This is a genomic window from Burkholderia sp. AU45274 (assembly GCF_030482505.1).
Classification (GTDB): domain Bacteria; phylum Pseudomonadota; class Gammaproteobacteria; order Burkholderiales; family Burkholderiaceae; genus Burkholderia.
Genome location: NZ_JAUJQE010000005.1, coordinates 409,605 through 431,514 on the forward strand (window position 1 = coordinate 409,605; position 21,910 = coordinate 431,514).

At 68.5% G+C, this 21,910-nt stretch carries 15 protein-coding genes; 5 read left to right on the plus strand and 10 right to left on the minus strand.

The window, feature by feature from the left end:
* Positions 1 to 301: 301 nt before the first annotated feature.
* The 5 genes from cydP to QZM35_RS20990 all read left to right on the plus strand — a co-directional run bounded on the left by cydP (position 302) and on the right by QZM35_RS20990 (position 6,568).
* Positions 302 to 580, plus strand: coding sequence for a cytochrome oxidase putative small subunit CydP (cydP, locus tag QZM35_RS20970; protein WP_089426366.1), 279 nt, complete (start codon positions 302 to 304; stop codon positions 578 to 580).
* On the plus strand, positions 570 to 2,150 hold the full coding sequence (locus QZM35_RS20975) for a cytochrome ubiquinol oxidase subunit I (protein WP_089431704.1): 1,581 nt from the start codon (positions 570 to 572) through the stop codon (positions 2,148 to 2,150). Before cydP ends, QZM35_RS20975 begins: the two co-directional genes overlap by 11 nt.
* Positions 2,151 to 2,181: 31 nt before the next feature.
* A complete protein-coding gene (cydB, locus tag QZM35_RS20980) occupies positions 2,182 to 3,318 on the plus strand; it encodes a cytochrome d ubiquinol oxidase subunit II (RefSeq protein ID WP_301776717.1) in 1,137 nt (378 codons plus the stop codon).
* A gap of 62 nt (positions 3,319 to 3,380) precedes the next feature.
* Positions 3,381 to 3,497 (plus strand): cytochrome bd-I oxidase subunit CydX, encoded by a 117-nt coding sequence (cydX, locus tag QZM35_RS20985; RefSeq protein WP_011353251.1) that lies wholly within the window; start codon positions 3,381 to 3,383, stop codon positions 3,495 to 3,497.
* 587 nt (positions 3,498 to 4,084) lie between these two features.
* Positions 4,085 to 6,568, plus strand: coding sequence for a family 20 glycosylhydrolase (locus QZM35_RS20990; RefSeq protein WP_089426369.1), 2,484 nt, complete (start codon positions 4,085 to 4,087; stop codon positions 6,566 to 6,568).
* A 167-nt stretch (positions 6,569 to 6,735) separates the two neighbouring features.
* Here QZM35_RS20990 and nagE read toward each other — a convergent pair whose 3' ends face one another.
* The 10 genes from nagE to QZM35_RS21040 form a co-directional block, all read right to left on the minus strand.
* A complete protein-coding gene (gene nagE, locus QZM35_RS20995) occupies positions 6,736 to 8,505 on the minus strand; it encodes an N-acetylglucosamine-specific PTS transporter subunit IIBC (protein ID WP_089426370.1) in 1,770 nt (589 codons plus the stop codon).
* Positions 8,506 to 8,592: 87 nt separating this feature from the next.
* Entirely contained in the window at positions 8,593 to 11,175 is a 2,583-nt protein-coding gene (gene ptsP / locus QZM35_RS21000; RefSeq protein WP_301776718.1) for a phosphoenolpyruvate--protein phosphotransferase, read from the minus strand.
* Between the two features lie 15 nt (positions 11,176 to 11,190).
* Positions 11,191 to 12,198 (minus strand): SIS domain-containing protein, encoded by a 1,008-nt coding sequence (locus QZM35_RS21005; protein WP_174973222.1) that lies wholly within the window; start codon positions 12,196 to 12,198, stop codon positions 11,191 to 11,193.
* Positions 12,191 to 13,294 carry an N-acetylglucosamine-6-phosphate deacetylase gene (gene nagA, locus QZM35_RS21010; protein WP_089426373.1) on the minus strand — a complete coding sequence of 368 codons (1,104 nt, stop codon included), beginning with the start codon at positions 13,292 to 13,294 and terminating at the stop codon, positions 12,191 to 12,193. The genes QZM35_RS21005 and nagA overlap by 8 nt, the downstream gene beginning before the upstream one ends.
* Before the next feature lie 98 nt (positions 13,295 to 13,392).
* Positions 13,393 to 14,127 (minus strand): GntR family transcriptional regulator, encoded by a 735-nt coding sequence (locus QZM35_RS21015; RefSeq protein ID WP_043187255.1) that lies wholly within the window; start codon positions 14,125 to 14,127, stop codon positions 13,393 to 13,395.
* 334 nt (positions 14,128 to 14,461) lie between these two features.
* Positions 14,462 to 17,680: an error-prone DNA polymerase gene (locus QZM35_RS21020; RefSeq protein ID WP_174973082.1), complete on the minus strand. Its 3,219-nt coding sequence runs from the start codon at positions 17,678 to 17,680 to the stop codon at positions 14,462 to 14,464.
* A 6-nt stretch (positions 17,681 to 17,686) separates the two neighbouring features.
* A complete protein-coding gene (locus QZM35_RS21025) occupies positions 17,687 to 19,183 on the minus strand; it encodes a DNA polymerase Y family protein (protein ID WP_301776719.1) in 1,497 nt (498 codons plus the stop codon).
* The gene (imuA, locus tag QZM35_RS21030; RefSeq protein WP_089431711.1) at positions 19,116 to 19,823 is read right to left on the minus strand and encodes a translesion DNA synthesis-associated protein ImuA; all 708 of its coding nucleotides are present in this window, start codon (positions 19,821 to 19,823) and stop codon (positions 19,116 to 19,118) included. Before imuA ends, QZM35_RS21025 begins: the two co-directional genes overlap by 68 nt.
* 306 nt (positions 19,824 to 20,129) lie before the next feature.
* Positions 20,130 to 20,924, minus strand: coding sequence for an ABC transporter ATP-binding protein (locus QZM35_RS21035; RefSeq protein WP_011353261.1), 795 nt, complete (start codon positions 20,922 to 20,924; stop codon positions 20,130 to 20,132).
* A gap of 1 nt (position 20,925) precedes the next feature.
* Positions 20,926 to 21,822, minus strand: coding sequence for an ABC transporter permease (locus tag QZM35_RS21040; protein ID WP_089426377.1), 897 nt, complete (start codon positions 21,820 to 21,822; stop codon positions 20,926 to 20,928).
* Positions 21,823 to 21,910: the final 88 nt, after the last annotated feature.

A 21,910-nucleotide genomic window follows, 5' to 3' on the forward strand; every position in this document is an offset into this window, starting at 1 on the left:
TCTTTTCCGCTGCTTTTCATGCGCTGCTTCGTTCGTTTCTCGACGCGTTTCAGTGCGGATTAATTGACCTGATTCGTCAGGTAATAGGCCGTTTGGGGGCCCCTTCCGCATAACCTTGATCTGCCTCAAGTTTCGGCCCGTGTTTCGCGACGGTCTGCCGCAGCGCAGCACTCGGCATCGGAAAGCCGTCCTTTTAAAATTGGCATGTCAGGCGCAAAAGGATTAAAACAGCTTCACGGCCGTCATAAATCCGACGTAAAGTCGCCCCAAATCAGATTTAAATCGATTCAGGATATTCGCCTTGATCTCGATCAATAAAGAGCCTGCGCCGCCGCCCGCGCGGCCGGCCGGCACGATCGGCTGGCGCGCGCGCATCGCCGCGTGGGCACGCGGACCGACCCTCGCCCGCGACATCACCCTGGTGCTGATCGTCAAGCTGATCCTCCTGATGTCGCTCAAATACGCATTCTTCAATCATCCGCAGGCCGAGCACATGTCGTTGCCGCCTGCCGCCGTCGCCGAGAAGCTGCTCTCGGTACCGGCGCCTGCATCTACCGAGGGAGACCACCATGATAAGTAGTGAAGTCGTCGATCTGTCACGTCTGCAGTTCGGCATCACGGCGCTCTACCACTTCCTGTTCGTGCCGCTGACGCTCGGCCTGTCCTGGCTGCTCGTCATCATGGAAGCGGTGTACGTGATGACCGGCAAACAGGTCTACAAGGACATGACCCAGTTCTGGGGCAAGCTGTTCGGGATCAACTTCGCGATGGGCGTGACGACCGGCATCACGCTCGAATTCCAGTTCGGCACGAACTGGTCGTACTACTCGCACTATGTCGGCGACATCTTCGGCGTACCGCTCGCGGTAGAAGGCCTGATGGCGTTCTTCCTCGAATCGACGTTCGTCGGCCTGTTCTTCTTCGGCTGGAACCGCCTGTCGAAGGTCAAGCACCTGATGGTCACGTTCCTCGTCGCGCTCGGCTCGAACCTGTCCGCGCTGTGGATCCTCGTCGCGAACGGCTGGATGAACAACCCGGTCGGCGCCGAGTTCAACTACCAGACGATGCGCATGGAGATGACGAGCCTGTTCGACGTGCTGTTCAACCCGGTCGCGCAGGTGAAGTTCGTGCACACGGTGTCGGCCGGCTATGTGTCGGCGGCGATGTTCGTGCTCGGCGTGTCGTCGTGGTACCTGCTGAAGAAGCGCGACGTCGACTTCGCGCTGCGCTCGTTCGCGGTCGCGGCCGGCTTCGGCCTCGCGGCGACGCTGTGCGTGATCGTGCTCGGTGACGAATCGGGCTATACGACCGGCGAAGTGCAGAAGATGAAGCTCGCCGCGATCGAATCCGAATGGGAAACGCAGCCGGCACCCGCATCGTTCACGCTGATCGGCATCCCGAACCAGGAAGAACAGCGCACCGACTATGCGATCAAGATCCCGTACGCGCTCGGCCTGATCGCGACGCGCTCGATCGACGAACCGGTGATCGGCCTGCGCGAGCTCGCGAAGCACAGCGAGGAGCACATCCAGAGCGGGATGGTCGCGTACGGCGCGCTGCAGAAGATCAAGCAGGGCGACACGAGCGACGCGACCCGCGCGCTGTTCGACCAGCACAAGCAGTATCTCGGCTACGGGCTGATGCTCAAGCAGTTCACGCCTAACGTGGTCGACGCGACGCCCGAGCAGATCAAGGCCGCCGCGAAGAAGACGATCCCGCCGGTCGCACCCGTGTTCTTCTCGTTCCGGATCATGGTGGCCCTCGGCTTCCTGTTCGTCGCGACGTTCATCGCCGCGTTCTGGTTCTGCGCGCGCCGCGAACTGCTGCAGGACAACCGCCGCTGGTTCCTCCGCTATGCGGTGTGGGCGATCCCGCTGCCATGGATCGCGATCGAATTCGGCTGGATCGTCGCCGAGCTCGGCCGCCAGCCGTGGACGATCGCCGGCGTGCTGCCGACGCACCTGTCCGCGTCGAGCCTGCAGCCGAGCGACCTGTACCTGAGTCTCGCGGGCTTCATCCTGTTCTATACCGCGCTGTTCGTCATCGAGATCAAGCTGATGTTCAAGTACGCGCGCCTCGGCCCGTCGTCGCTGCATACCGGCCGCTATCACCACGAAATCGCGGCCGCCAGCGAGCGCGCCACGGCGTGAGCACGCACCTGAAACGGAACAAGGAATCGCTATGGACTATGCAACTCTCAAGCTGATCTGGTGGCTGCTCGTCGGCGTGCTGCTGATCGGCTTCGCCGTCACCGACGGCTTCGACATGGGCGCGACCGCGCTGCTGCCGTTCCTCGGCAAGACCGACGAGGAGCGCCGCATCATCGTCAACACCGTCGGCGCGACGTGGGAAGGCAACCAGGTGTGGCTGATCACGGCCGGCGGCGCGATGTTCGCGGCCTGGCCGCTCGTCTACGCGGCGTCGTTCTCCGGCTTCTACTTCGCGATGCTGCTCGTGCTGTTCGCGCTGTTCTTCCGGCCGGTGGGCTTCGACTACCGCAGCAAGCGCCCTGACCCGCGCTGGCGTGCGGGCTGGGACTGGGGCCTGTTCGTCGGCGGCTTCGTGCCGGCGCTCGTGTTCGGCGTCGCGTTCGGCAACCTGCTGCAAGGCGTGCCGTTCAAGTTCGACAGCGACCTGCGCGTGACCTACTACGGCGGCTTCTGGGCGCTGCTGAACCCGTTCGCGCTGCTGTGCGGGCTCGTCAGCCTCACGATGCTCGTCGCGCACGGCGCAGCCTTCATCAAGATGAAGACGGACGGCGTGATCGCGCGCCGTGCGTCGGTCGCGCTGCGCGTGGCGTCGTTCCTCGCGGTCGTGCTGTTCGTGCTGGCCGGCGTGCTGGTCGCGTCGACCATCGGCGGCTTCCACATCACGCACGCCGCGCCCACCGATACGGTCGCGAACCCGCTGCTCAAGGACGTCGCCGCCGGCTCGGGCCTGTGGCTCGCGAACTACGGCGAATTCCCGTGGATGATCGCGGCGCCCGTCGTCGCGATCGCGAGTGGCCTGATCGCGCTGCTGCTCGCCGGCTCGAAGCAGGAGAAGACGGCGTTCTTCTGCACGGGCCTGATGATCACCGGCGTGATCCTGACCGCCGGCTTCTCGATGTTCCCGTTCATCATGCCGTCGTCGCTCGACCCGCGCAGCAGCCTGACCGTGTGGGATTCCACGTCGAGCCACATGACGCTGCAGGTGATGCTGTTCGCGGTGATCGTGTTCCTGCCGATCGTCCTGCTCTACACGAGCTGGGTGTATCGCGTGATGCGCGGCAAGGTCACGCGCGAGGTGCTCGAAGAGAACAAGCATTCGATGTATTGAAGCTTTGAACCGGGCCGGGGCGCGCACGCGCCCTCGCCCACCGTTTCGCAAGGAGTCGGATCATGTGGTATTTCAGCTGGATTCTCGGTATCGGCGTCGCGCTGTCGTTCGGCATCGTCAATGCGATGTGGCTCGAGGCGCGGCAGAAGACGCAGGAAGCACGCGTTCGCCACGACTGATGCGCGCGGCCGATCGCGCCGCCGCCGTCCCGAAGGAACCTCGCCGCGCGCGAGGTTTTTTTTCGCCCCCGGCCGGCTGGAGAGGCCCGCCGGCGCGATGCCAATTTAGCGCCAGATTGATACCACTTGAATACCAATAAAAGGTTTCATAAGATCTTTGGACACGGCCGCTGACAGGCCGAATCCTTCCGGGTGGGGGAGACATGCGAATCCCGTATGTGGCGCGCGCTGGCGCGCCGTCTCGTCGTCGGCGCGTGGCGGCCGGTTGTGCGTCGTCGGCGAGCGTCGCCGTCATCGACCGCGCAGGTCGCGCGCGCGCCTTTGCCCATGGGCACGTCGTCACGGCATCACCATCAGCAGCAGCCGCTGCCGTGCACCGCCGATGAAGACGCGCACCCGCCCGCGCCGATCCGACCGGCACGCCTGCCCGCCACCCGTTCCGTAACGCACGCGCCCGCGTGCCGACTTCGCGCGGAGCAGCCGCATCGCCCGCGCACCCTGTTGTCCCCGCAGCTCCGTTGAAAGACCCGCTCGCAGCGACGTCATCCCGTGACGCCGCTACGCCCCCTTTTGTCTCAGGAGTCCGCATGAACCGAACCTTGTCCACCCTGTTTGCCGGCCTGCTGATCGCGGCGCTGTCGCCGGTCGCGCTCGGCGCGCCGCCGGCGTCGAGCGCGGCGGTCGCGACGTCCGGCGCCGTCCGGCCACCCGTGCCGCCGGCCGATCTCGCGGCGCGGTTGTCGAACGGCCTCGCGTTGCGCGTCGCCGTCGACAACAATCATGCAGCCGCGGCCGGCGTGCCGTGCGCCGATCTCGGCGCCGACGGCGCGGCCTGCGCAACCGGCCGCCTGATCCTGCAGAACCGCGGCCACCAGGCGATCGCCGACGGCGGCTGGAAGCTCTACCTGCACAGCATCCGCCGCCTGCTGCGGATCGACCGCCCCGGCTTCGCGCTGCGGCGGCTCACCGGCGACCTGTACGAACTGACGCCGCAACCGGGCTCGGTGCGGCTGGCACCGGGCGAGCGCATCGAGCTGCCGTTCGTCGCCGAATACTGGCTGCTGCGCTACAGCGACGTGATCCCGCGCCCGTACGTGGTCGTCGACGGCGCGCCGCCCGCCGTGCTCCGCTACAACGACACCGACGACGAGTTGCGCTACGTCGAATCGCTGCCGGCCGACGCGCAGAACAACTCGACCGGCAATGCGCCGCCCGTCGCCGCACGGCCCGACGCGAGCCGCGCGCTGCCGAGCGTGAAGCGCGAGCAGCCGCTGCCCGGCACGCTCGACCTGCGCGGCGTCGAGCTCACGCTGCCGAACCTGCCGGACGCGCAGGTCGCGGCGCTGCGCGAGCGCGCGGCGACACTCGGGCTCGACGGCGCACGCGTGCCGGTGTGGGGCGCCGTCGCGCCGCGCCGGCTGCCGGCCGACATCGCGACGCCGGGCGGCTACCGGCTCGCGATAGGGCCGCGCGGCGCGTACATCGAAGCGTACGATCGTGCCGGCCTCTACTACGGCGTGCAGACGCTCTACTCGCTCGCGCCCGCCGGCGGCGGCCCGATCCCGGCGATGCTGATCGAGGATGCGCCGCGCTTCACGCATCGCGGAATGCACGTCGATCTCGCACGCAACTTCAAGCACCCGGCGACGCTGCGCCGGCTGATCGACCAGATGAGCGCGTACAAGCTCAACCGCCTGCACCTGCATCTGTCCGACGACGAGGGCTGGCGCATCGAGATTCCCGGCCTGCCCGAACTCACCGAGATCGGGGGGCGCCGCTGCCATGACCCGAGCGAGACGCGCTGCCTGCTGCCGCAGCTCGGCTCCGGCCCGGACAACCGCTCCGGCGGCGGCTACCTGACGCGCGACGACTACGTGTCGCTGGTGCGCTACGCGGCCGCGCATTTCGTCGAGATCATCCCCGAGATCGACATGCCCGCGCATGCGCGGGCGGCCGTCGTGACGATGGAGGCACGCTACAAGCGGCTGCATGCGGCCGGCCGCGAGCAGGAAGCGAACGCATACCGGCTGCTCGATCCGCAGGACACGTCGAACCTGACGACGGTGCAGTTCTACGACCGGCGCAGCGACCTGAACCCGTGCGTGCCGGGCGCGCTCAATTTCGCGTCGAAGGTGATCCGCGAGATCGCGGCGATGCATGCGGACGCGCAGGCGCCGCTGCACACCTGGCACTACGGCGGCGACGAGGCGAAGAACATCTTCCTCGGCGGGGGGTTCCAGCCGCTGAACGGCACCGATCCGAGCAAGGGGCGCATCGACCTCGCCGCGCAGGACAAGCCGTGGGCGCGTTCGCCCGCGTGCACGGCACTCCTCCAGCGCGGCGAGATCAAGTCGATCGACGAGTTGCCGACACGTTTCGCGCAACAGGTGAGCGCGGCGGTCAGCGCGAACGGGATCGACACGATGGCCGCGTGGCAGGACGGCATCAAGCATGCGAACGGGCCGCAGGACTTCAGCACGCGCCACGTGATGGTGTCGCTGTGGGACACGATCTTCTGGGGCGCATCGGACAGCGCGCGCGACCTGAGCGGCAAGGGCTACCAGACGGTGCTCGCGCTGCCCGACTACCTGTACTTCGACTTCCCGTACACGCTCAACCCGCGCGAGCGCGGCTACTACTGGGGCTCGCACGCGACGGACGAGTACAAGGTGTTCTCGCTCGCGCCGGAGAACCTGCCGCAGAACGCCGAGGTGATGGGCGACCGTGACGGCAACACGTTCGAGGTGACGGGCACGGGCCCCGCGCCGCGCATCGAAGGCATGCAGGGGCAGGCGTGGGGCGAGGTGATGCGCAACGACACCTTCCTCGAATACATGGCCTATCCGCGGCTGCTGGCGCTCGCCGAGCGTGCATGGCACCGGGCCGACTGGGAGCTGCCGTATGCGGCCGGCGTGCGCTTCAGGCGCGGCGACACGCATCACGTCGACACGGCCGCGCTGCAACGCGACTGGGCCGGCTTCGCGACGCTGCTCACGCAACGCGAACTGCCGAAGCTCGACCGGGCCGGCGTCGGCTACCGGAAGCCGACCTTCACGCTGACGAATCCGTGAACGGCTGAGTGACGAGGTGATGCGCGTTGCACGATGCGCGCGGGCGCATCGCATCATCCATCACCCGCACCAAAGAAAAACGGCTTGCGACGCATCGCAAGCCGTTTTCGTTTTGCCGGCCGGCCCGAACCCGCAGCGCGGATCGGATCGGCTTCATCGCATCAGCATCAGGCCGGTTGTGCGGCCGCCCCGCTGCCCGACGGCGGCAGGCGCGCGCCGAGCTGTTCGGCATAGCGCGCCGCCGCGTTGCCGCAGACGATGTGGAACGTGTCGAGCGACACCCATGCGACGTCGAGCGCACCGAGACGATCGCGATCGACCGCCGACGGATCGCGCACGACCACCCGCAGGCGCGTGGTCGCGACCGCGTCGAGCGACACGACGTTGGTCGCGCCGCCGAACACCGCGAGCCAGCGCGTCGGCTCCGGATCGAGCGGGCCGGCGGCCGCGCCCGTGACGGGCTGTGCCGCGGCGGCCGTCGCCGTCGATGCCGCGCCTGCCGCGCCGCTGCCGATGGCCGCACGCATCTCGTCGGCAATGATGTCGGCCTCGGGCCCGATGATCACCTGCACGCTGTTGCCGCCGCGCTTGAGCACGCCGCGCGCGCCGATCGACTTCAGTTCCGGCTCCGAGACCTTCTCCGGATCGACGACGGTCAGGCGCAGGCGCGTCGTGCACGCGTCGACGACCGACAGGTTGCCTGCCCCGCCGAGCGCGGCGATGTAGCGTTGCGCACGCGGTGCAGCGGCAACCGCAGCGGCACCTGCAGCCGGCGCGACGAAACCGCCCGATGCGTACGATTCCGCGGCCGCGTCGGCCGATGCCGGCTCACGGCCCGGCGTGGCCATGTTGAACTTGCGGATGAAGAAGCGGAACAGCCCGTAGTACGCGGCGCCGTACGCGATGCCGAGCGGGATCGCGATCCAGCCCTTCGTCGACAGCCCGTAGTTCAGCACGTAGTCGATCGCGCCGGCCGAGAACGTGAAGCCGAGCTTCACGCCGAGGATCTGGCAGATCGCGAGCGACAGCCCCGTCAGCACCGCGTGGATCACGTACAGCACCGGTGCGAGGAACATGAAGCTGAATTCGATCGGCTCGGTCACGCCGGTCAGGAACGACGTGAGCGCCATCGAGAACAGCAGGCCGCCGACCATCGCGCGGCGTTCCTTCGGCGCTTCGTGCAGCATCGCGAGGCACGCCGCCGGCAGGCCGAACATCATGATCGGGAAGAAACCGGCCATGAAGGTGCCCGCGGTCGGGTCGCCCGCGAAGAAACGGTGCAGGTCGCCGTGCACGATCTCGCCGCCGGCGGGCGGCGTGAAGTTGCCGAACACGAACCATGCGAGCGAGTTGATGATGTGGTGCAGGCCCGTGACGAGCAGCAGGCGGTTCAGGAAGCCGAACACGAACGCACCGATCGCGCCCGCCGTCGTCAGCCACTGGCCGGCCGCGTCGATCGCATGCTGGACCGGCTGCCAGACGTACCCGAACGCGATGCCGAGTACCACGCAGACCAGGCCCGTGATGATCGGCACGAACCGTTTGCCGCCGAAGAACGCGAGGTAGTCCGGCAGCTTGATGTCCTTGTAGCGGTTGTACAGCAGGCCCGCGACCACACCCGCGATGATCCCGGACAGCACGCCCATGTTCAGCTTGGGATCGATGTCCTTCATGATCGCGGTTTCGATCAGGTAGCCGATCGCGCCCGCGAGCGCCGCCACGCCGTTGTTGTCCTTCGCGAAACCGACCGCCACGCCGATCGCGAACAGCAGCGGCAGGTTGTCGAAGATCGCGCCGCCGGCGTCGGCGATCATCTTGATGTTGAACACGTCCGGCTGGCCGAGTCGCAGCAGGATGCCGGCAACCGGCAATACCGCGATCGGCAGCATCAGCGCCCGGCCCAGGCCCTGTATTTTCAGAAACGGATTCCCGTTCATTCAGTCCTCCAATCCTTGTCTCGTCATTAATCGTCGTTGACCTAATTGCTTTCGTCTTGAAACCGGTCGCGAACCTGCCGTCGACGCTCAGTCGAGCGGCCAGACCTCGCGGCTTGCTGCCCTTACCGCCTGTGCCGAATCGAGCGCGAGCAGATCCTGCGCGCGCTGACGGCACAACTGGTAATCGAGACGGCGCACACGCGCCTTGATGCCCGGCACCGACACGGGGTCGACCGACAGTTCGGTCACGCCGAGGCCCACCAGGATCGGCACCGCGAGCGGATCGCCGCCGAGCGCACCGCACACGCCCACCCACTTGCCGTGCTTCTCGGCGCCGCGCACCGCGATGTCGATCAGGCGCAGCACGGCCGGATGCAGGCCGTCGGATTGCGCGGCCAGGTCGGCCTGGCAGCGGTCCATCGCGAGCGTGTACTGCGTTAGGTCGTTGGTGCCGATCGACAGGAAATCCGCGTGCTGCGCGAGCTGGTCGGCCAGCAGCGCGGCGGACGGCACCTCGATCATCACGCCGACCTCGATCGGCTCGGTGCGGCCCTGCGCGCGCGCGAATTCGTCGATGCGCTTTTTCAGGCGCACGAGCTCGCCCGCGTCGGTCACCATCGGCAGCAGGATGCGCACCGCGCCGAACGGCTTCACCGCGAGCAGGCCCTGCAACTGATCGTCGAGCAGATCGGGGCGCACCTGCGCGAGACGGATGCCGCGCAGGCCGAGCGCCGGGTTCGGCTCGGGCGGCAGCGTCAGGTAGTCGACTTCCTTGTCGGCGCCGACGTCGAGCGTGCGGATGATCGCCGTGCGGCCCTGCAATGCGTCGACGATCGACTGGTAGCTCTGCTGGTGCTCGACGACCGTCGGCGCGGCCTGGCGATGGATGAACATCAGCTCGGTGCGCAGCAGGCCGACCGCGTCGGCGCCGTTGTCGACCGCGGTGTTCGCGTCGTCGAGCGTCGCGATGTTCGCGGCGACCTCGATCGCGCGGCCATCGACGGTCGCGGCGGCTTCACCCGCCAGTTGCCGGTTCGCCTCGCGCACGCCGTCCAGGCGCTGGCGTTCGTGCCGCGCGCGCTCGACGTCGAGCGCGGTCGGGGCGTGTTCGAGGCGGCCCGCGCTCGCATCGACGACGACCTGCGTGCCGTCCGGAATCGCGTACAGCGCATCGCCGACCGCGACCAGCGCCGGAATGCCGAGCTGCCGCGCGATGATCGCCGCGTGCGACGTCGCGCCGCCGCGCGCCATCACGAGCGCGGTCACGCGCTGGCGATCGAGCGACGACAGGTCGGACGGCGTGAATTCCTCGGCCGCGAGCACCGCTTCGTCGGGCAGCGCACGTGCAGCACCGTTCGTATGGCCGAGCGCGCGCAGCACGCGCTTCTCGATGTCGCGCAGGTCGGCCGCGCGTTCGGCGAGCAGCGCATCGTCGAGCTTCGACAGCGTGTCGATCTGCGTGCGGATCGTCGCGCGCCACGCGAAGCCCGCGCTCTTGCCGAGGCTGATCAGGTCGCGCGCCGCGTCGATCAGCGTCGGGTCTTCCAGCAGCACGCGGTGCACCGCGAAGATGCCCGCTTCGCCGACCGCGCCGCGCGCCGATGCGTTGCGCACCGTTTCGTCGAGTTCGGCGTCGACGGCCTTCAGCGCCTGGTCGAGCTGGCGGCTTTCCGTGGCCGGCGTGCCGGCGGCCTGCTCGGGCGGCACGATTTCCGCAGCGTCGAGACGCACCAGCGTGCCGACCGCGATGCCGGGCGCCGCGCACACGCCTGCGAGCGTGTTCGGGTCGATGGACGCACCGACGTTGCGTGCGACCGTCCGCGGCGCGGGCGACCTCAGCCGCGCCGGTTTCTCCTCGACTTCGCCGTGCGCTTCGCGCAGCAACTCGTGCTCGACCGCATCGACGGCCTGCTGCGCATGCGCGCCACGGCCGACCAGTTCGACCGTCGCGCCTTCGCCGGCGCCGAGGCCGAGCAGGCCGACGACGCTCGCGATCGACGCCTTGCGGCCGTCGAACAGCACGTCGACGGTCGCGTCGAACCCGCGCACGGCTTCACGCGCCCGCGCGGCCGGCCGCGCATGCAGGCCGCCCGGCTGCGCCAGCACGATTTCACGGCGCACTTCGTTTTGCGCCGCGGCGCCGGTTTGTGCCGCCTGCGCGGCCGCTTCGCCCTTGCCGCGCAGTGCCAGCAGCGGCGTCTCGCCGGCCGTCGCGAAGCCACTGGCACGATCGACGACCTCGAACGCATCCGAGTTCGCGATCGCGATCACCGACACGAGCGAATGCGCGCTGCGCGCCACCGCATCCTGGTCGAACTCGATCAGCAGCGTGCCGGCCTCGACACGCTCGCCGGCCTCGACGTGCGCGATGAAACCCTGCCCGTTCAGCTCGACCGTGTCGATGCCGATGTGCAGCAGCACTTCCGCGCCTTGCGGCGTCGTGATCGTCACCGCGTGGCCCGTGCGCGCGAGATGCGACACGACGCCCGCGCACGGCGCGACGAGCTGGCCCGCGAGCGGGTCGATGCCGATGCCGTCGCCGAACATCCCGCCGGAGAACACCGGATCGGGCACGTCGGCCAGTGCGACGATCGGCCCCGTCATGGGGCTAAGCAGGACGATCTGATCGTGGGTGGGGCTCTTCAACTGGGACTCCTCGGCGCGTCTCATCGGCGGTCTCGGCTATCAGTGCGTTTCGGTGACTTTGTTCAGGTGGCGCGGCGTGTCGGGATTGCGGCCGCGCGCAACGGCGAGATCCGCCGCCATCACGTAGAACGAAAGAATGGCGGCGATCGGGTCGAGCGCCGAATGGGCAGACTGCGCGAGCGGCAGCGTCGCACCGGGTATGCCGGCGGGCGCCGCGAGCAGCACGGCGGCGCCGCGGGCGCGCATGTCCGCGGCAAGCTGCAGCAGGCCGGCCTGCTCGGGCCCCGGCGGCGCGAACACGAGCAGCGGATAGTCGCGGTCGATCAGCTCCATCGGGCCGTGACGGACTTCGGCGCTCGAGAACGCCTCGGCCTGGATACCGGACGTTTCCTTCAGCTTCAGCGCGGCTTCCTGCGCGATCGCGAGGCCCAGGCCGCGGCCGATCACGATCATCCGCTCGACACCCGCGAGCGCCGCGACGGCCTGCGACCAGTCGAGCTGGCCGGCCTGTGCGAGCACGTCGGGCAGGCCGCGCAGTGCGGCCATCAGCGCGGCGTCGCGCTGCCAGTACGCGACGATCTGCGCGGACAGCGACAGCATCGCGATATAGCTCTTCGTCGCGGCCACCGACAGTTCGGGGCCGGCGAGCAGCGGCAACTGGTGCTCGCACGCGTCGGCGAGCGGCGACGGCAGCACGTTCACGGCGGCGACGGTGCGCGCGCCGGCTTCGCGCAGCGCGGCCATCGTATTGACGAGATCGGGGCTCTTGCCCGACTGGGAGAAGGCGATCGCGAGCTGGTCCTGCACCTTCAGCGGCGCCTGCTGCAGCGTCGCGACCGACATCGGCAGCGACGCGACCGGCACGCCGAGGCGGCTCATCGTCAGGCTCGCGAAATAGCTCGCGGCGTGATCCGAGCTGCCGCGTGCGACCGTCAGCGCGACGGCCGGCGGGTGATCGAGCAATTGGCCGGCGAGCGCTTCGACGCGCGTCGTGTCGGCGAGCTGCGCGGCGACGACCTGGGCGGACTCGCGCGCTTCCTTAAGCATATTCGACAATCGATTCTCCTTCGACGTAGGTCGCGGTGAGGTTCAGGTCGCGGTCGAACACCGCGAGGTCGGCCCATGCGCCGCGCTCGAGGCGGCCGCGATCGGCAACGCCGAGGTAGTCGGCCGCGTAGCGCGACATCCGGTTCGACACGTCGGCGATCGGCAGGCCCAGCGACACGAGGTTGCGCAGCGCCTGGTCCATCGTCAGCGTGCTGCCGGCGAGCGTGCCGTCGGCGAGGCGCACGCCGCCGAGGCACTTCGTCACGTGCTGGCTGCCGAGCCGGTATTCGCCGTCGGGCATGCCGGTTGCCGACGTGCTGTCGGTCACGACGTACAGGCGCGGGATCGCGCGCAGCGCAGCACGAATCGCGCCCGGGTGCACGTGCAGCAGGTCGGGGATGATTTCCGCGTATTCGGCGTGGGCAAGCGCCGCCCCCACCAGGCCCGGGTTGCGGTGATGCAGCGGCGACATCGCGTTGAACAGGTGCGTGAAACCGCACGCGCCGTGCTTGAGCGCGGCCACCGCGTCGTCGTAGGTTGCGAGCGAATGGCCGAGCTGGACGCGCACGCCGCGCGCGGCCATCTCGCCGATGATCTCGATGTGGCCGGCGATTTCCGGCGCGAGCGTGACGACGCGGATCGGCGCGATCGACAGGTACTTCAGGACTTCGTCGAGCACGGCCGACACGGCTGCGTCGGGCTGCGCGCCGAGCTTGCCGGGGTTGATGTACGGGCCTTCGAGGTGCACGCCGAGCACGCGCGCGCCGCCCGGCGTGCGGGTGCGCGCGACGGTGCCGAGGTTCGCGACGACCTGCATCAGTTCGTCGCGCGGCGCGGTCATCGTCGTCGCGAGCAGGCTCGTCGTGCCGAATTGCGCGTGCGTGCGGGCGATCGTCTCGATCGCGTCGCCGCCTTCCATCACGTCGGCACCGCCACCGCCGTGCACGTGCAGGTCGATGAAGCCGGGCAGGATGTACGGCGCGTCGTTCTTCGCGGGATCGACGGGCGTGCCGTCGAGGGTCGTGATGCGGCCGTTCTCGCTATCGAGCGAACCGTGAATCCAGCCGTCGGGGGTAAGGATGTTTCCAGTCAGCATGACGTTCTCTTGATGATCTGGTGACGCGGGCATCCGCGTCGTGATTTGCCAATCCGTGTCGTTGCTTCACGCGTGTCGCGCGTGGGCAGTCTCGCGCGTCAGCGTTTCAGTTCGGCGACGAAGTCGTAGTAATCGTCGCGGCAATACGTTTCACTCACTTCGATCGCGCGCTGGTCGGCGCCGTAGCCGATCCGCGTGATCACCAGCAGGGCCGAACCCGGCTTCACCGCCATCCATTTCGCGATCGCGTGCGTCGCGTTCGCCGCGCGAAAGTGCTGCAGCGCGCGCACGACGGTCATGCCGCGCGCTTCGAGGTATTCGTACAGCGACGCGCCGAGCACCTGCGGATCGGGCACCACCGCGGCCGGCAGCGTCGAGTGCTCGACGGCCATCACGATGCCGTCCGCGCGGCGCAGCCGTTCGAGCCGCGCCACCGTCGCGCCGGGCGCGAGGCCGAGACGCGTGATCTCGTCGCGGTTTGCGGCGCGCAGCGTGCGCGACAGCCACACCGAATCGGGCACGAAACCGCGCTGCTGCATCTTCGCGGTGAAGCCGACGAGACGCGACAGCGGATCGGCGACGCGCGGCGTGATGAAGCTGCCCGCCCCGCGCGCCCGCTTGATCAGCCCCTGCTCGACCAGCAGCGCGAGGGCGCGACGGGCCGTGATCCGCGACACGCCGACCGACACCGACAGCAGCCGTTCCGACGGCAGCGCCTCGCCGGCCCGCCACGCGCCGGCGTGGATCGCGCTCGCCAGGTTGCGGGCAAGCTGCAGATAGAGCGGCGTATCGCTGAGGGGATCGGGCGCCAGTTCGGACCAGCCGGTTTCCATGTGCCTCCGGGTGTCGGACGACGACCGCAGGCCGTCGAAAGTGAGGGCATTATATAACCACCATAATACCAGTCAACGAACTGGTATTAGCGATGCCGAAATCGCTAGGAGCCTTGCCCGGCAAGCGTTTTAGTCCTCACAAACCCTTTGTTTACAACGAAGTACGGGATAGGGATTTACCCGGATTGGTATGCAAGGGGACAGTTCCAGTATGTGGTTCGGCTTGGTTTTGGGCACGGATATGAGACCTGGATAGAACCAATTGAGCCAACTGGTATGCACGGATGGCGAGGCACCGCGCGTTCGGCGGCGCGCGCCGGTTGTGTCAGTGGAATCAGTGGAATTCGCGGCTCGACGTGCGCAGGCCGCCGAGCAGCGGCGTCAGATCCTCGAAATGCTGCACGACGAGGTGCCTCACGTCGCTCGCGACCTGCCACACGCCGGACGCGGCAAGCAGCCGCGAATCGAGGGTTTCGCGGCGCTGCCGCGCGAGCAGCTCGGGCCGGACGATCAGGTTCACGCAGCCCGTTTCGTCCTCGAGCGTCATGAACATCACGCCTTTCGCGGTGCCCGGCATCTGCCGCGCGGTCACGAGCCCGCACGCGCGCGCGAGCCGGCCGTCGGGGCGGTCGTGCAATTCGGCCGCGGACGACAGCCGCCGCGCGCGCAGCTCGGGCCGCAGCAGCGCGACGGGGTGGCGGTTCAGCGTGAGGCCGGTGGTGTGATAGTCGGCGAGGATGTCGTCGGCTTCCGACGGCGCGCCGAGTGCGGGCTTCTCCACTTCGTCGATCGGCGCGGTCGCGAGCAGGTCGCGTTCGGGGGCGGCCGCAACCGCTTGCCATAGCGCATCGCGGCGATGGCCGGCGAGCGTCGCAAGCGCGTTCGCGGCGGCGAGCGCTTCGAGATCGCGGCGTTCGAGTTGCGCGCGGCGTGCGAGGGTGTCGACGTTGTCGAACCGGCCGGCCGTGCGCGCGGCTTCGATGCGGCGTGCGGCGGCTTCGCCGAGCCCCCGCACGAGCGACAGGCCGAGCCGCACGGCCGGCTGGCCGTGCGGCGGCGGCTGATCGGGCAGCGCTTCGAGCGATGCTTCCCAGTTGCTTTGCGTCACGTCGATCGGCAGCACCTGCACGCCGTGCCGCTTCGCGTCCTGCACGAGCTGCGACGGCGGGTAGAAACCCATCGGCTGGCTGTTCAGCAGCGCGGCGAGGAAGATCGCCGGTTCGTGACATTTGAGCCAGCTGCTGGCGTACGCGAGTTTCGCGAAGCTGGCTGCGTGGCTTTCGGGGAATCCGTATTCACCAAAGCCTTTGATCTGTTCGAAGATCTGTTCGGCGAATTCACGCGTGTAGCCTCGTTCGAGCATGCCGTGGACGATCTTGTCGTGGTACTTCTCGAGATTGCCCTTGCGCTTCCATGCAGCCATCGCGCGGCGCAGCTTGTCGGCTTCGCCGGGTGTGAAACCCGCTGCCACGATCGCGATTTGCATCACCTGTTCCTGGAAGATCGGAATGCCAAGCGTGCGCTCCAGCACCTTCTCGAGCGCTTCGCTCGGATAGGTGACCTCGCCATCCTCTTCACCGGCCACGATCCTGCGCCGCTTCAGATACGGATGCACCGCGCCGCCCTGAATCGGGCCGGGCCGCACGATCGATACCTGGATTACGAGATCGTAGTAGTTGCGCGGCCGCAGGCGCGGCAGCATCGACATCTGTGCGCGCGATTCGATCTGGAACACGCCGACCGTATCGGCGCGACAGATCATGTCGTAAGTTGCTTTGTCATCCTGCGGAATGTGTTTCAGCGCAAATGGCTTGCCGTCCTGTGACGGCGGCCCGCGCCACGCTGTGCGCAGGTCAAACGCGCGATGCAACGCCGACAGCATGCCGAGCGCGAGCACGTCTACCTTCATCAGCCCGAGTGCTTCGAGATCGTCCTTGTCCCACTGGATCACGCGCCGCCCGTCCATCGCTGCATTTTCGACCGGCACGAGTCGCGTGAGCTTGCCGCGGCTGATCACGAAGCCGCCCGAGTGCTGCGACAGATGACGCGGAAAGTTGAGGAGCCGCGCGGCAAGCCGGGCCCATGCCTGGATAAGCGGCGTCTCGGGATCGAGCCCGATCGTCGAGAATTGCTGCAGCAGGTCGCGGCTACCGTCGAACCAGCGGTGCGCTTTTGCGACACGATCGACCAGCATCGGATCGACGCCGAGCGCCTTGCCGGTTTCGCGCAGCACGCCGCGCGGACGATACGTCGATACGGCGGCGGCGAGTGCGGCGCGGTTGTGTCCGTATTTTTCGTAGATATGCTGGATCACTTCCTCCCGACGCTGATGCTCGAAGTCGACATCGATGTCGGGCGGCTCGCCGCGCTCCACGCTGATGAAACGCTCGAACAGCATCGTGCTCTGATCGGGATTGACTTCGGTGATGCCGAGGCAATAACAGACGACTGAGTTCGCCGCCGAACCTCGGCCCTGACACAGGATGTTCTGGCTGCGCGCGTATTTGACGATGTCGTAGACGGTCAGGAAGAACGGCTCGTAATTGAGTTTCGCGATCAGGGCGAGTTCATACCTGATCTGCCTTGCCACTTTCTCCGGCACACCATTCCAATAACGTCGAGCTACCCCAGCCCATGTCTCTTGCTTCAGGTAACTGGTCGGCGTGTGTCCGCGCGGCACGAGTTCGAGCGGATATTCGTACTGCAACTCGTCGAGCGAAAAATCGCACGCATCGAGAATCGCGCACGTCTCCGCAATCTCCTCCGGCGAGAACAGATTCCCGATCCGGTTCCGCCCACGCAAATGCTGTTCCGCATTCGGCGCAAGCGCGTACCCGCACTCGGAAACCGGCATGCCGACGCGAATCGCCGTCATTACGTCCTGCAGTTCCTTGCACGAGCGCCGGTGCATCGTCACGTCGCCCAGCGCGACGACACGCACGCCGCGCCGCTCGCCGGCCGCACGAATCTCCTCGCGCTGCGCACCGTCCAGCGCGCGCTGCAGTTGCACGAGCCCGAGCCGCGCCCGCTCGCCGAACGTCGCGCGAAACCATGCGACCTGCGCATCGAGTACATCAGCACGCACCGGATACGTCGGCACGAGGATGGCGAAGCAATCAGGCATCCCGCGCAAATGCGCAAACTCGGCAGGCGGCGCCGACAGCATCCGCGACGTCAGCTTGTAAGTCCCCTTCGGCGATGCCATCCGCCGCCACGAAATCAGCTCGGACAGGTTGCCGTAACCCTCGCGATTCTGCGCCAGCAACACGAGCCCGAACGCCCCGGGGCCCGGATCGTGGCCGGGCGCGACTTCATCCGGCGTAACTTCGAAATACGACCCGATGACGAGCGGCAGCCCTTTCGCCTTCGCCGCGACGTGCATGCGCGGCGCACCGGCAAGCGAGCATTCGTCGGTGATCGCGATCCCGCGATAGCCGAGCTCGAACGCGCGCTCGACCAGCTCCTCCGCATGCGACGCGCCATGCAGGAACGAAAAGTTCGAACGACAGAACAACTCCGCGTAATCGGGCAGCCAGCTGAATTCCGCAACCATCACCGTTCACCCGAACAGGCCGTGCAGGAACCAGCGCGGCTCGGCCTCGCTCCCCGCCCGCTCCTTGAACACCCAGTAGCATGCCCCGGCTTCGTCCTGCGCAACGCAGTAGTCGCGTGCAGCGAACTGACCGTCGAACCACCCGGCCTCGATCCGCTCCACCGACGACATCATCCTGAGCGGCGTATGAAATACCGGCCGCTCCCCGCGCATCAACAACGGCAGCGGCTCCGCCAGCAACCACGCGGGCCTCGGCGGCACGGCCGGTGGCCCGCAGGCCGGCTTGCCGGCCTGCGCATCGAGCGGCAGCCAGCGGTTCGCGGCCTCGGGCCGGTGATCGGCGACGGGCGCCGCGCGCAACACGTTGTCCGCGCCGAGCCGCGCGACCAGCAGCTCGAACAGCCGCGCGCGCGTCTCGCGCGTGCCGCCCGGCTCGGGGAAAAGATCGTCGGCCGGCGGCGCGACCGATTCGACGCGCGTGGCCTTCAGCCGCACCGCAATCACCGCAGCCGGCAACTCGACGCGCGCGAGCCGCTCGCCGAGCAGCCGCATGAAATGCGCCTCGTCACGCACGGGCGACGCGAACGCGAGCTCGAGCGGCGTCGGCGGCACGGCCTGGCGGCCGCGCTCGTGTTCGAGATCGAACGTCATCGCGGCCAGCGACAGGTGCCGCGCGGCCAGCCAGCCGCACAGCTGCACGACGAGCCGCCGCGCCACGAACAACACGGCTTCCGCGTATTCGACGCGCTCCTGCAATTCGAGCCGCACGGCGAACACGGGCGGTACCGCCATCCACGCAAGCGGCTCGACCGCGTCGCCATACGCACGATCGAGCGCGGCCAGCAACGCGGGACCGCAACGGCGCTGCAGCCCCGCGCGCGGCAGGCCGCGCAGATCGGCGAGCGTGCGGCAACCGAGCCCGTCGAACCAGCCCGCATACGGACGCGCATCGGGCAGCAGCACGCAGGGCAGCCGGTCGAGCGCGCGGACAAGCGAGGCCGGGCTCGCGACGCGGCGCCGGATCCGCGCACGGGCCGACACACGCGCGAGCAGCCACGCGCCGCCCCCGGTCGGCGCGGCGGACAGGCGTGCCGCATAGCCGAGCGCCGCGAGCGTCGCGCGCACCTGGCGGCACAGCGACGGCAAGCCGCCGAACAAGCGCAGGCTCGGGCCGACATCGACGATCAGCGTGGCTTCGTCGCCGAGCGCGACGCACGGCGAGAAGCGCAGCAACGCGAGCGCGACCGCGCGCAGCGCATCGGCCTCGCGTGCGGGATCGCGTTCGACGAGCTGCGTGTGCGGCGCGAGCGTGAGCACGCCGCCGCGCTTCATGCCCGCGTGCACGCCCTGCCGGCGCGCGGCCGCGTCGGCGATCAGCACGACACCCTGCTCGAGCACCGCACAGCCTGCACCGCCGGCCTCGCCCGCCTCGCCGTCAGACGGAGGCGCGACGCACACGTCGAGCGGCAGGCGCGGCAGATGGATGCCGAGCAAGACGCGCATAGCGGCTCTCCACGATGGGCGACGGCAGGTCGAGCACGAGCGGCTCGCTGCGGGCGGGGCCGCGTCGCTTGACGATGTCGAGCGACACGCCGCCCGGCACCGGGTACAGCGCAACGCGCAGCACGGCCGGCGACGGTTGCCGCTCGGCCGACAGCGGGCGCAGCATCACGAACAGCGTGTCGCCCGTGCGCGCGGCCGCGAGATGCAGGCGCCGCAGCGCATCGGGCCGCGCGTCCTGCCACAGCAGCAGCGCGCCGCAACAACCGGTCTTGAGTGCCTGCTCGGCGGCCCACAACGCATCCGTGCGGCTGCCGGCACGCAGCCACAGCAGCGCGTCGGCCGGCACGCCGAGACTGGCGAGCGCGGTCGCATGCGGCGACTGCGGCGGCGCGACGAGCGCGAGCGGCCGCCGGGCGCTGACGGTGCGCGCGAGCGCGGGCGCGAGCAGCCGCATCTCGCCGCAGCCCGGCTGCGCGGCCAGCAGTTCGACGAGCCCGCCGACCGGCCAGCCGCCGCCAGGCAGCTCGGCCGACAGCGGCGCGAAGCCGGTCTCGATCGTGCGCGGGCCGCCACGCGCGAGCTGCGAGCCGCGCCACAGCGACGGATGAAGGGATTCGGGAGAAATGGAGGATGCGAGCATGATGCCACCCACAACTGTATGGATATACAGTATATGGCAATGCGTCCACGCCGCACAGTACTGGTACGAAACCGGTATTTCGTCAGATGAAAGACGGGTGAAAAGCCGGCAGGCCCACGCCATGACGGCGGGTCGCCCCCGGCATCACCGGCTCGCACCGCCCCGACGCCCGCCACACCCCTCGGGCGCCGACGCGGCGCATGCGAACCGAATCGCGCAGCCGGGCCGAACCGAGCAGAGCCCGGCCCGGCCGGCCAACCGGCACGATGCGCACCCTGCACACCGCGCCGGTCCACCAGCTGCCCGTCAGCCGAGCAGCAACGCGTCGTCGTCGAGCTGCTCGTGCCGCACCTTCTCGAACATCTGCAGCAGGTCCGGCACGTCGAGCCCCTTGCGCGCGTCGCCCGACACGTCGAGCACGACCTGCCCCTGGTGCAGCATCACCGTGCGGTCGCCGTAGTCGAGCGCCTGCCGCATGCTGTGCGTGACCATCATCGTCGTCAGCTTGCTCTCGGCGACGATGCGCGCGGTCAGCTCCAGCACGAACGCGGCCGTCTTCGGGTCGAGCGCGGCCGTGTGCTCGTCGAGCAGCAGGATCCGCGACGGCCGCAGCGACGCCATCAACAGGCTCACCGCCTGCCGCTGGCCGCCTGACAATAGCCCAATCCGGTCGGTCAGCCGGTTCTCGAGGCCGAGGTTCAGCAGCCGCAGCTTGTCGCGGAACAGCTCGCGCGACGGCCGGTCGAGCGCGGCCCGGAAGCCGCGCCGCGCACCGCGCGCCATCGCGAGCGCCATGTTCTCCTCGATCGTCAGCGCCTCGCAGGTGCCGGCCATCGGATCCTGGAACACCCGCGCGACGAGGTGCGCGCGATCCCACGCGGCCTTGCGCGTGACGTCCGTGCCGTCGATCGAGATGCGTCCCGCATCGACGGCCTGGTCGCCGCTGACCGCATTGAGGAAGGTCGACTTGCCGGCGCCGTTCGAGCCGATCACCGCGACGAACTGGCCATCGGGAATTTCGAGCGACAACCCGCGCAGCGCGCGCGTCTCGATCGGCGTGCCGGGATTGAACGTGAGTTTCAGGTCTTGTGCGGACAGCATGTCAGACGCCTCCGTTCTTGCGCGCGAACAGCTTCTTGCGCGTCGCCGGCAGCACCAGCGCGATCGTGACGAGCGCCGCCGTCACGAGGTTCAGATCCTGCGCCTTCAACCCGATGAATTCGCTGTTGAGCGCAAGCGCGATGAAGAAGCGATAGACGATCGCGCCGAGCACGACGGCGAGCGTCGTCAGCACGAGCCGGCGCGCCGGCAGCAGCGTCTCGCCGATGATGACCGCGGCCAGCCCGATCACGATCGTGCCGATCCCCATCGAGATATCCGCGCCGCCCTGCGTCTGCGCGAACAGGGCGCCCGCGAGCGCGACGAGCGCGTTCGACAGCGCCATCCCGGCGAGCGTCGCGCGGCCGGTCGCGATGCCTTGCGCGCGCGCCATCCGCGGGTTCGCGCCGGTCGCGCGCATCGCGAGGCCGAGCTGCGACGAGAAGAACCAGTCGAGGCCGAGCTTCGCGACCACGACGACGATCGCGAGCAGCGCCGGGCGCAGCACGTAGTCGGGCATCCAGTCGGGCTGCAGCACGGTGAAGATGGTCGGCTCGGTGATCAGCGGCACGTTCGGCCGGCCCATGATCCGCAGGTTCACCGAATAGAGCGCGATCATCATCAGGATACTGGCGAGCAGGTCCATGATCTTCAGGCGCACGTTGAGCCAGCCGGTGATGAAGCCGGCCACCGCGCCCGCGACGATCGCGATGCAGGTCGAACTGAACGGGTCGTAACCGGCCGAGATCAGCGTCGCGGCAACGGCGCCGCCGAGCGGAAAGCTGCCGTCGACGGTGAGGTCGGGGAAGTTGAGGATGCGAAACGAGATCAGCACCCCGAGGGCGACGAGGCTGAAGATCAGGCCGATCTCCAGCGCGCCCAGAAACGAGAACAGAGACATGATGGGGAAATCCTGTTGCTTCCCGGCCGGACGTGTACGGCCGGGCGAAGCGGACGGGCAGCCCCGGGTGGGAGCCGCCCGTCCGGCG